The sequence below is a fragment of the Mycobacterium sp. TY815 genome, assembly GCF_030755135.1.
Taxonomy (GTDB): domain Bacteria; phylum Actinomycetota; class Actinomycetes; order Mycobacteriales; family Mycobacteriaceae; genus Mycobacterium.
In genome coordinates, this window is sequence record NZ_JAUFRX010000001.1 from 3,754,378 (window position 1) to 3,766,064 (window position 11,687).

At 68.1% G+C, this 11,687-nt stretch carries 5 protein-coding genes; 3 read left to right on the top strand and 2 right to left on the bottom strand.

Going from position 1 to position 11,687, the window contains the following annotated elements:
• Window positions 1–91 precede the first annotated feature (91 nt).
• Window positions 92–3,721 carry an IniB N-terminal domain-containing protein gene (locus QXK92_RS16360; protein WP_306242876.1) on the bottom strand — a complete coding sequence of 1,210 codons (3,630 nt, stop codon included), beginning with the start codon at window positions 3,719–3,721 and terminating at the stop codon, window positions 92–94.
• Between the two features lie 277 nt (window positions 3,722–3,998).
• Complete coding sequence (locus QXK92_RS16365) at window positions 3,999–4,556, bottom strand: Rv0340 family IniB-related protein (protein ID WP_306242879.1); 558 nt, start codon at window positions 4,554–4,556, stop codon at window positions 3,999–4,001.
• Between the two features lie 211 nt (window positions 4,557–4,767).
• Here QXK92_RS16365 and iniR point away from each other — a divergent pair, with 211 nt between their 5' ends.
• The 3 genes from iniR (at window position 4,768) to QXK92_RS16380 (ending at window position 11,652) form a co-directional block, all read left to right on the top strand.
• Window positions 4,768–7,149: an isoniazid response ATPase/transcriptional regulator IniR gene (iniR, locus tag QXK92_RS16370; RefSeq protein WP_306242881.1), complete on the top strand. Its 2,382-nt coding sequence runs from the start codon at window positions 4,768–4,770 to the stop codon at window positions 7,147–7,149.
• Between the two features lie 168 nt (window positions 7,150–7,317).
• Window positions 7,318–10,332 (top strand): (Fe-S)-binding protein, encoded by a 3,015-nt coding sequence (locus QXK92_RS16375; RefSeq protein ID WP_306242883.1) that lies wholly within the window; start codon window positions 7,318–7,320, stop codon window positions 10,330–10,332.
• Window positions 10,333–10,362: 30 nt separating this feature from the next.
• Window positions 10,363–11,652 carry a pyridoxal phosphate-dependent aminotransferase gene (locus QXK92_RS16380; protein ID WP_306242884.1) on the top strand — a complete coding sequence of 430 codons (1,290 nt, stop codon included), beginning with the start codon at window positions 10,363–10,365 and terminating at the stop codon, window positions 11,650–11,652.
• Window positions 11,653–11,687 lie beyond the last annotated feature (35 nt).

The following is an 11,687-nucleotide window of genomic DNA, read 5'->3' on the forward strand; positions in this document are numbered from 1 at the left end:
TTTCTTGCGGTCGCGGTCTGTCAGATCAAGGTATGCGGACAAACCGGCGGGGACCATGATGGTCCCCGCCGGATTGGTTCGGTTCTATCGATCAGAACCCGTGGTGGTCGGCCGGACCGTGCGACGCCGGCGGCTCGGTGTGCGCGGGCGGGGTGTGCGGAGCCGGGTCGTGGCCGAACACCGACGGGCTCTGCGGCTCGTGGTGCGTCGGCTGCGGCTGCTCAACCGGCTGGTGCTGCTGCGGCGTGAACACCGGGCCGTGGTCGGCCGGGGCCGGGTGAGTCGGCGCGGGCGTGTCCGCCTGCGGGGCGGGCGTGTGCGGCGTGTTGATCACCGGCGGGTTCGCACCGCCGTGGCCGGTACCTGCACCGCCCTGTCCACCCGGCGTCTGGATGACCGGGCCGTGGCCACCGCCGGCCGGAGGTGTCGTGCCGCCGGTGCCGGCACCGCCGCCGGTGATGACGGGTCCCTGGCCGGACGGGAAGGTCGGGTTGTGGTCGCCCGGGGTGACACCCCCGCCGGCACCAGCACCGGCACCCGCGCCTGCGCCAGCACCTGCGCCGGTGCCTCCGGGGTTGACCCCGCCCGCACCCGCGCCACCCGCGCCGACACCGCCACCGAGCGTCGTGCCTTCCTGGCCGAGGATGTCGCCGTGTCCGCCCGCCCCGGCACCACCGTGGGCGCCGGGCCCGGTCGCGACACCGCCGGGTCCGGTGGCTGCGCCCGGTCCGGTTGCCGCGGCACCGGGTCCGGTGGCCACGGAGCCGCCGCCCGCTCCCGCCGCCGCGACGCCGCCGGGACCGGCCTGCGCGCCGGCACCGGCGCCAGCGGCACCGGAGACGCCGACGGGCTGCGGAGACGGGTGGCCGGCCAGCGGGGTGTTCCCGCCGCCACCGATGCCGAGCCCCGCGCCGCCGGCTGCGCCGGCCTGGCCACCCACGCCGACACCCCCCATCGCTCCCGCGACGTGGGGCGTGGCAGCGCCGTTCAGCGCCGCGCCTTCACTGGCGATCAATCCCGCCTGGCCGCCGGCGCCCGCGATGCTGCCTGCGGTGGCGGCGTGTCCACCAAGTGCCGCCTGGCTGGCAAGACCCGCTTGGCTGGAAAGGCCTGCCTGGCCTGCGAGACCCGCCTGACCGGCCATGCCGGCCTGGCCCGCGAGACCCGCCTGGCCAGCGATGCCGGCCTGACCGGCGAGACCGGCCTGACCGGCGAGACCGGCCTGACCGGCGAGACCGGCTTGCGCACCGGCAGCCGCGCCGGCCGGACCACCAGCGGCGATTCCACCGCCGAGGCCACCACCGAGCACACCGCCAGCCTGCGCGCCGGCACCTAGAGCTCCCCCAGCCTGGGCGCCGGCCCCCACGGCGCCACCCAAGCCGCCGCCAATCGCACCGCCGGCCTGACCACCGACAGCACCACCAATGCCGCCGCCCAGGCCACCAGCGACCGCGCCACCAACCTGACCACCAGCACCAACCGCGCCGCCAACCTGACCACCGACAGCACCACCAATGCCGCCACCAACCTGACCACCAGCACCAATCGCGCCACCAACCTGGCCACCAGCACCGATACCGCCGCCCAGGCCACCACCAATCGCACCACCAGCCTGACCACCGACAGCACCACCGATACCGCCACCAACCTGACCACCAGCACCAATCGCCCCGCCGACCTGACCACCAGCACCAATCGCGCCACCAACCTGGCCACCAGCACCGATACCGCCGCCCAGGCCACCACCAATCGCACCACCAGCCTGACCACCGACAGCACCACCGATACCGCCACCAACCTGGCCACCAGCACCGATCGCCCCGCCGACCTGGCCACCAACGCCTACCGCGCCACCAACCTGGCCACCAGCACCAATGCCACCGCCCAGGCCACCACCAATCGCACCACCAGCCTGACCACCGACAGCACCACCGATACCGCCACCAACCTGACCACCAGCACCAATCGCGCCGCCAACCTGGCCACCAACACCTACCGCGCCACCAACCTGGCCACCAGCACCAATGCCACCGCCCAGGCCACCACCAATCGCACCACCAGCCTGACCACCGACAGCACCACCGATACCGCCACCAACCTGACCGCCAACACCTACCGCGCCACCAACCTGGCCACCAGCACCGATACCACCGCCCAGGCCACCACCAATCGCACCACCAGCCTGACCACCGACAGCACCACCAATGCCGCCACCAACCTGACCACCGACAGCACCACCGATACCGCCACCAACCTGACCACCAGCACCAATAGCGCCACCGACCTGGCCGCCAACGCCTACCGCGCCACCAACCTGACCACCACCACCAATGCCGCCACCCAGGCCACCACCAATCGCACCACCAGCCTGACCACCGACAGCACCACCGATACCGCCACCAACCTGGCCACCAGCACCGATCGCCCCGCCGACCTGACCGCCAACGCCTACCGCGCCACCAACCTGACCACCAGCACCGATACCACCGCCCAGGCCACCACCAATCGCACCACCAGCCTGACCACCGACAGCACCACCGATACCGCCACCAACCTGACCACCAGCACCAATCGCCCCGCCGACCTGACCGCCAACGCCTACCGCGCCACCAACCTGACCACCAGCACCGATACCACCGCCCAGGCCACCACCAATCGCACCACCAGCCTGACCACCGACAGCACCACCGATACCGCCACCAACCTGACCACCAGCACCAATCGCCCCGCCGACCTGACCGCCAACGCCTACCGCGCCACCAACCTGACCACCAGCACCGATACCACCGCCCAGGCCACCACCAATCGCACCACCAGCCTGACCACCGACAGCACCACCGATACCGCCACCAACCTGACCGCCAACACCTACCGCGCCTCCAACCTGACCACCAACACCAACCTGGCCACCGATACCGCCCCCAATCGCACCGCCGACACCAGCGCCGAGGCCGCCACCGACTCCCACGCCTCCGCCCAAACCAGCACCAACCTGGCCGCCCAAGCCGACTCCGCCGCCAAGCCCCGCGCCGGCGCCGATACCGCCGACTACGCCGGCCTGGGCACCGATCTCGGCCTGCACGCCGAAGCCGACACCCGCCTGAGCGCCGACCCCCACTCCGGTTCCGACACCGGCGCCCAGTCCGGCGCCGATTCCGGCCTGAACACCAAACCCAACCTCGAGTCCGGCCTGGGCTCCGACGCCGACTCCACCCGTCGGCTCGACGAAAGCCAGCCCGGGAGCGGGGCCGACGAGGCCCGTCTGCACGCCCAACCCGGTCTGACCCACCAGGCCGGCGTTGACGCCGTTCGCCAGACCCACGCCGACATCGGTCGCAACGGCGCTGGCCAACCCGACACCGGCATCCGCGGCGATCAGACCCGCATCCGTGGCAACAAGGCCCGCGTCGCTTGCGACGAGCCCGGCATTGCCGAGAACCGGTGCGGCGTCTTGTGCGATGAAACTGGAGACAACGCCCGGTTCCGCCGACGGGATCGCGAAGCCGTGCTGATCAGCCACCGCCTGCTGCAGGGCGCCGATCGGGTCCTCGGAGGAGACGACCGCCCCGGGGACTGCGCTGGCCACGGCCGAGGAAACCTCAGCGGGTGACACGTTGATGAGTCCGGCATTGGTCATGGCCTGCCCGGGGGCAGCGACGAAAGACTGTGCTGCCTCTTCACTCCGGAACAGGCTCAGGATGTAGTCCACCAGCGAGGTCATCTTCATTTCCCTTCAATCGAAACCGTGAAGTTGTTCGCCGAAGTGACCGGCGCTCTGTCATAAACCGTATGGATTCCGCGGCTCCCCCAAATCGGGGTCAGTTCCCCCAGCCGACCCGGTGCCGACCGGGATATGCGGGGATGCCCCATTAGGGGATTAGGGGAAATGCGCAGGCCCCCATTCCCGCGCTGAAAACACCCCCGTGTACAGCATTTCTGCACGTCAACACTAGTGGCCGAGGGTCACAGACGCCAGGCCGATCAATAACGAAGAAAAGTCAGCCCTGCAGCCCGTGGCTGTCGAAGCCGTGATGATCAGGCTGCGCATCGTGTGCGTGGGCGTCCGGGTGGATCACCGAGTGGTCCCAGATTCCCGCGTCGTGCGGCGGGAAGCCACCGTGGTCGAATGCGATATCCGGCGCTGCACCGCTTGCGAGCAGCGTCGACGGTTCAGGATGACTCAACGCCACCGAGGGCGGAGTGGCCGGCACGTCGACAGGCAGATGGGCAGCCGGTTGATGGATTACGCCGCTGAACGCGTCATGTTGCGGCGCAGGCACGGGTGTGTGGGGCGTGAACGCGTCGAACGCCGCCGTTGCCGCGCCGCTTGCCCACACGTTGCCGTGGTCTGCCGCGGGCATGCCGGCCACCCCACCAGCGGGCCCGGCCATCGACAGCGAATCCGACACCATCGGAATCAGGTTGTTGACATCGACGCTGGTCACATCAGTCAGGTGGGCGTCGGCGATAGCTTGGGCGGGGTTAGCGGCGTAGCGCGCAGCGGCCTCGGGATCCCGCACCAGCGAGATCACGAAGTCGAGCAAGGAGTTTGCCATCACCCACCTCCCTGCGGCACGGGCCCGCCTAGATTCAGCACTAGCAAGATGCTATCCGCTGAGCTCGCCCCTGTGTTCGGTGCGAACCCCGCCCACCCCCGGCCATCATTAGGGGGTGGCACGTTAGGGGAATAACCGGGCTACGGGGCTCGGGCCGCTATGGTGGGAAAGCCGCTGTTGTCGGGCACGGGAGCACACAGGGGGTCCGAGTTTGAGCGACTCGCTCCACGACGATCTCGCGAACGCCTCGTCCGAGGCCGTCAAGGCGATGATCGTCGGAGGCATCGGTAGCGGCAAGACGACGCTGTTGGCCAACGCCCGCGACACTCTGCTCCGCGCCGGCCTTCCAGTGCTCACCCGCCCGCCGCGAACCGACGACCCGCCCGAAACGGCCTTCGTCATCGATGACGCCCACCTACTCACCGACGCAGAGCTGCTCACACTCAGCGAACGCGTCGGCGATGGGCGCGCGACGGTCGTCATCGCGTCAGAGGCGCACGAACAGCGCGCGGCACTGCGTTCGTTGACCACAGCTATCGCACGCGAACGACCGCGCATCGTGTTGGGCCGGCTGCCGGTCGCCGAACATCAATCGGACTACACCGGGGGCTTGCCGTTTCTCGTGCACGCGGTGACGGCAAGCGGTCAGCCGCAGGCGGCCAGGGTCGCGCTGATCGAGCGATTGCGCCGGATCGACGAATCCGACCTCGACGCGCTGCTCATCATGTCGCTGACCCACGAGCTGGGCGCCGCAGATCTGGCTGCAGCTCTTGGCATTTCGGCGATGGATGCCAGGGCGCTGGCCGACAGGGCACACGCCAGCGGATTGGTCGAGCCGTCACACCCGCCCGCGTTCCTGCAGCTCGTCCATGATTGCGTCGCGCAGGTCGTCGGCAACGCCCACCACCATGAAGTCGAAACATCTTTGCTGCGTTCACAACTGGACATCTCAACCGTGTCCCCCGAGTTCGCGCTGCGACTGGCCGAGCACGGCCTGCGCGACGAACGCTTGTCCGCCGTCCTTTCCCGTCGGGCCGGCGAAATCCGTGGCGACGCTGCCCAAGCCGCGCGGTTGTATCGGGCGGCGGTCAAGATCGGCGCTGCCGGCCTGACACCGCGGCTCGGTGACGCGCTCGCCCTCAGCGGCGATTGTGCTGCGGCCGCATCATTGGCCGACGGTCTGTTGGACTCGCCAGACTTCGCCGAACGCGCTGCGGCCGTGCGGATCGCCGCCAGCGTCGCGGTCCATGACGGCAACTCCGCTCAGGCGGCCGAACTGTTCGGCTGGTTGGGTCCGTACCCGGACTCGGTGGTGGGATCTGCTGCCGCGATCGTGCTTGCCGCGACGGGCGACCTCGCCACCGCCCACGCGGCGGTGCGACTCAAAGACTCCGGCCCGCCGACGATTGCCGCACGCGCAGCCCGCAACCTGGCCGAAGGCCTGCTGCTGACCATGGACAAGCCCTACCCCACGGCCATGGCCAAGCTCAGCGGTTCCATCGCGGTCGAACAGCCGATCGGCGAAGCTTTTCCGGACAGTCCAGCAGCAGTCGTCACCCTGGCGGCAATTCACGGCGGCGACCCGGTGCGCGCCCACAGTGTGATCGGACGAGCGGTGCGGGCCGAATCGGAAGCCTTGTTCAAGCACCGGCACCTACTCCTCTGCGGCTGGATCAAGATGCAAGACGGCCTACTGCCGGCGGCCGGCGCCGACGTCGCCGCGGTTCCTGGTGCGATCCTGCACCGTCGAGACGCGCTGTGGGCCGCCGCCCTGCAGACCGCGATCGCGCGCCGAAGCGGCGATACCGGTGGGCTGCAGAAACATTGGTATGCAGCCGTCGAGGTGCTCGCAGACTATTCCCTGGACCTGTTCGCGCTGTTGCCATTGGGCGAGCTGTGGGTCGCCGCCGCACGCATGCGCCAAGTCGACCAGTTGCAGCACACCCTGGATGACGCGTTCAGCCTGCTCAACTCCCTGGGCAACCCGCCGCTGTGGTCGGTTCCGCTGCACTGGGCCGGCGTACACGCCGGAATCCTCGCCAACTCACCGGAATACGTCGCACCCCATGGGCAGGCCCTCAGCGCCGCGGCCGCGCACAGCACCCTGGCCCAGGCGCTCTCGGTTGCCGGACGGACGTGGCTGCGCGTGCTTGCGGGACAGGTGGACGCGGACGAGGTAGGTGCGGCGGCACGGTCGTTAGCCCATGTCGGATTGACCTCCGACGCCACCCGGCTCGCCGGCCAGGCCGCGCTACAGACATCCGATCCGCGAGTGGCCGGAGCCATGCTGCAACTTGCCCGCGACCTCAAGGTCAGCTTGGGTTTTGTCGAGGCGCCCGGCGCGGAGGGACAGCCGGAGCCCACCACGTCATCACCCCGCCAGCCGAGCTCGGGATCGCCGTTGTCTGACCGCGAGCGCGAAGTCGCCGAACTACTGCTACTCGGCCTGCCCTACCGCGATATCGGAGGTCAGCTGTTCATCTCGGCAAAAACCGTCGAGCATCACGTGGCCAGGATCCGTCGTCGCCTCGGCGCCGGCTCACGCTCGGAGATGCTGTCGATGTTGCGGACGATGCTTGCCCCGCAAAGCTGAGGTGTACGCCTGATCACACCCCGCATCGCTGGGCTGGTGATCTGCGCAAACTTAGGTTTGCCTACCTCGCGGCCAGAGTCCCGGAGATGTCAGTATTAGCTGGTTGACTAGCAAAGGCGCTCCCGCGCCTCATCGCATCTAAATGACGACGAATCGAGGTGGCCTTCGGTGACCACGCAGACCCTCATCCGGCTCATCGTGGGCTTGGGCATGACCGCGGTCGTGGGCGCACTGGCGCTCAAGCGCGTCTGGTGGTTGTACAAGCTCGTCATGTCCGGCCAACCGGTCTCGGGACGTACCGACGACATCGGCACCCGTGTCTGGACACAGATCTCCGAGGTGTTCGGACAACGCAAGTTGCTCAAGTGGTCAATCCCCGGTTTGGCGCACTTCTTCACTATGTGGGGCTTCTTCATCCTCGTCACCGTGTACATCGAGGCCTACGGCACCCTTTTCCAATCCAATTTCCACATTCCGATCGTCGGCCGGTGGGACGCCCTGGGCTTCCTGCAGGACTTCATCGCCCTCAGCGTGGTCTTCGGCATCGTCACATTCGCGATCATCCGATTGCGCTCTGAGCCCAAGGAATACGGCCGCCAATCACGGTTCTACGGGTCACACACCGGAGGGGCGTGGCTGATCCTGTTCATGATCTTCCTGGTCATCTTGACGTTCGCGATCTTCCGCGGCGCCTCGGCGAACACCGGAACTCTCCCCTACGGCGGCGGCGCCTTCTTCTCCCACGCCATGGGCACGCTCATGAACCCGTTGGGCACAACCGCCAACGAGTGGATCGAAACCGTCGCCCTGTTGGCCCACATCGCCGTCGCGCTTGTCTTCCTGCTGATCGTCCTGCACTCCAAGCACCTGCATATCTTCCTGGCACCCATCAACGTCACCTTCAAGCGATTGCCGGACGGGTTGGGCCCGCTGTTGCCGCTGGAGGCCGACGGGAAGCCTATCGACTTCGAAAACCCGCCCGACGACGCCGAATTCGGCCGCGGCAAGATCGAGGACTTCACCTGGAAGGGGATGCTCGACTTCGCCACCTGTACCGAGTGCGGTCGATGCCAGTCGCAGTGTCCCGCCTGGAATACCGGCAAGCCGCTGTCCCCCAAGCTCGTGATCATGGACCTCCGCGATCACTGGATGGCCAAGGCGCCCTACATCCTTGGTGAGAAGAAGGCAGAACCGCTGGAAGGTCTGGACCTTGAGACCGTCCACGAAGAGGGCCATCACGTTCCCGAATCGGGTTTCGGCCGCGTGCCCGGGCACGGACCCGAGCAGGCCGCGCGTCCCTTGGTCGGCACTGCCGAACAGGGCGGTGTGATCGACCCCGACGTGTTGTGGTCCTGCGTGACCTGCGGCGCCTGCGTCGAACAGTGCCCGGTGGACATCGAGCACATCGACCACATCGTCGACATGCGCCGCTACCAGGTGATGATGGAGTCCGAGTTCCCCTCGGAGCTGTCCGCGTTGTTCAAGAACCTGGAGAACAAGGGCAACCCGTGGGGCCAGAACGCCGCCGACCGCACGTCGTGGATCGACGAGGTTGACTTCGACGTCCCCGTTTATGGCGAAGACGTCGAAAGCTTTGCGGGATACGAGTACCTGTTCTGGGTGGGCTGCGCCGGCGCCTATGACGACAAGGCGAAGAAGACCACCAAGGCTGTCGCCGAACTGCTGTCCATCGCCGGCGTCAAGTACATGGTCCTGGGCACCGGAGAGACCTGCAATGGCGACTCCGCGCGCCGCTCGGGCAACGAGTTCCTCTTCCAGCAGCTGGCGCAGCAGGCCATCGAAACCCTGGACGGGGTGTTCGAAGGCGTGGAGACCGTCGACCGCAAGATCGTCGTCACGTGCCCGCACTGCTTCAACACTCTCGGCAAGGAATACCGGCAGCTCGGCAGCAACTACACCGTCCTGCACCACACCCAGCTGCTCAACCGGCTGGTGCGCGACAACAAGCTGGTGCCGGTGAACTCCGTCTCCCAGGACATCACCTACCACGACCCGTGCTACCTGGGCCGCCACAACAAGGTCTATGAAGCGCCGCGCGAGTTGATCGGTGCGGCGGGAGCCAACCTCACCGAGATGCCGCGCCATGCCGAGCGCAGCTTCTGCTGTGGCGCCGGCGGTGCTCGCATGTGGATGGAAGAGCACATCGGCAAGCGCATCAACCACGAACGCGTGGACGAGGCGTTGGCCACCAACGCCACCACTGTCGCGGTCGCCTGCCCGTTCTGCCGGGTGATGGTCACCGACGGCGTCGGCGACCGGCAGGAAGAAGCGGGCCGCAGCGGCGTCGAGGTCCTCGACGTGGCCCAGGTGCTGCTCGCATCGCTCGACCGCGACAGCGCCAAGCTGCCCGAAAAGGGCACCGCCGCCAAGGAGGCCGAAGAGCGGGCCGCCAAGGTGGAGAAGGCCGAGCCCAAGGCCAGCGCGGCCGCGCCCGCAACGGCACCCGTCGAAGCACCGGCCGAGGAGGCCGCCGAGCCTGCCGAAAAGCCCGCCGCCGCAACGCCGGCGGCTCCGGTCAAGGGTCTGGGTATGGCAGGCGGCGCCAAGCGCCCCGGCGCCAAGAAGGCACCGGCAGCTGCCGCAGCGCCCGCAACGGAGGAAGCCGCCGCGCCGGCCGCCCCCGCCAAGGGACTCGGCATGGCCGCCGGCGCAAAGCGTCCCGGCGCCAAGAAGGCCGCCCCGGCCGAAGCCGGCAAAGCCACCGAGGCGCCCGCCGAGGCTGCATCTACCGAGTCGGCCACCCCGGCCGCGCCCGTGAAGGGTCTTGGCATGGCTGCCGGCGCAAAGCGTCCCGGCGCCAAGAAGGCGGCCCCCGCGGCGGCCGAGCCGGCCAAGGCCGAGCCCGTCAAGGCGGAGGCGGCGCCCGCGCCTGCTGAAGCTCCTGCCGAGCCGGCCAAACCGGAAGTGCCGGTCAAGGGCCTGGGTATCGCGGCCGGAGCCAAGCGGCCGGGCGCCAAGAAGAGCGCGCCTGCCGCACCTGCTGCACCTACTGAGACCGCCAAGCCGGCGGAGCCGGAAGCGGAGGCGGCGGAGCCGGAAGCAAAGTCGGAGCCCGCACCGTCGGCTGAGTCCAATGGAGATTCTGCTGGCCCGGCCGCACCGGCGGCGCCGGTCAAGGGCTTGGGCCTGGCCAAGGGTGCGCGCCCGCCGGGTAAGCGCTGATCACGGTTTTGCACCGATCAGCAAATTTCGGTGGACAGCGATGGGACCATGGTTGACGTGACTACTCACCAGCTGCCCGCGCACTCCACCGGCCATCACCGGCAGCGCGTGTTCGCGCAGTCGTCCAAGTTGCAGGACGTGCTGTACGAAATTCGCGGTCCGGTACACCAGCACGCCGCGCGGCTGGAAGCCGAGGGGCATCGCATCCTCAAGCTCAATATCGGCAACCCGGCGCCCTTCGGCTTCGATGCGCCCGACGTGATCATGCGCGACATGATCCAGGCGCTGCCCTATGCCCAGGGGTATTCCGACTCCAAGGGCATCCTGCCGGCGCGCCGCGCGGTGGTCACCCGCTACGAACTGGTCGACGGCTTCCCTAGGTTCGACGTCGACGACGTCTATCTGGGCAACGGGGTTTCTGAGCTCATCACGATGACCCTGCAGGCCTTGCTGGACAACGGCGACCAGGTTTTGATTCCGGCACCGGACTACCCGCTGTGGACGGCGTCGACCTCGCTGGCCGGCGGCACGCCGGTGCACTACCTGTGCGACGAGACCCAGGGCTGGCAGCCCGACATCGCCGACCTGGAGTCCAAGATCACCGAGCGCACCAAGGCGCTGGTGGTGATCAACCCGAACAACCCGACGGGTGCGGTGTACAGCCGCGAAATCCTCACGCAAATGGTCGCTTTGGCACGCAAGCACCAACTTCTGCTGCTCGCCGACGAAATCTACGACAAGATCCTCTACGACGACGCCAAGCACATCAACGTGGCATCGCTGGCACCCGACATGCTGTGCCTGACCTTCAACGGCCTGTCCAAGGCCTACCGGGTCGCCGGATACCGGGCCGGCTGGCTGGCGATCACCGGACCCAAGGACCACGCCAGCAGCTTCATCGAGGGAATCAGCCTGCTGGCCAACATGCGTCTGTGCCCGAATGTCCCGGCGCAGCACGCAATTCAGGTTGCGCTCGGCGGCCACCAGAGCATCGAAGACCTGGTGCTGCCCGGCGGCCGCCTGCTCGAGCAGCGCGACGTCGCGTGGAACAAGCTCAACGAGATCCCCGGTGTTTCATGCACCAAGCCGGAGGGCGCGCTGTATGCCTTCCCGCGACTCGATCCCGAGGTGTACGACATCGCCGACGACGAACAGCTCGTCCTGGACCTGCTGCTGCAGGAGAAGATCCTCGTTACCCAGGGCACGGGATTCAACTGGCCCGAACCGGATCACCTGCGGATCGTCACCTTGCCGTGGGCGCGTGACCTGGCCAAAGCCATCGAGCGCCTCGGTAACTTCTTGACCAGTTACCGACAGTAAGCCGTGCGGCCAAGCGAGTCCGAAGGTACAACCCA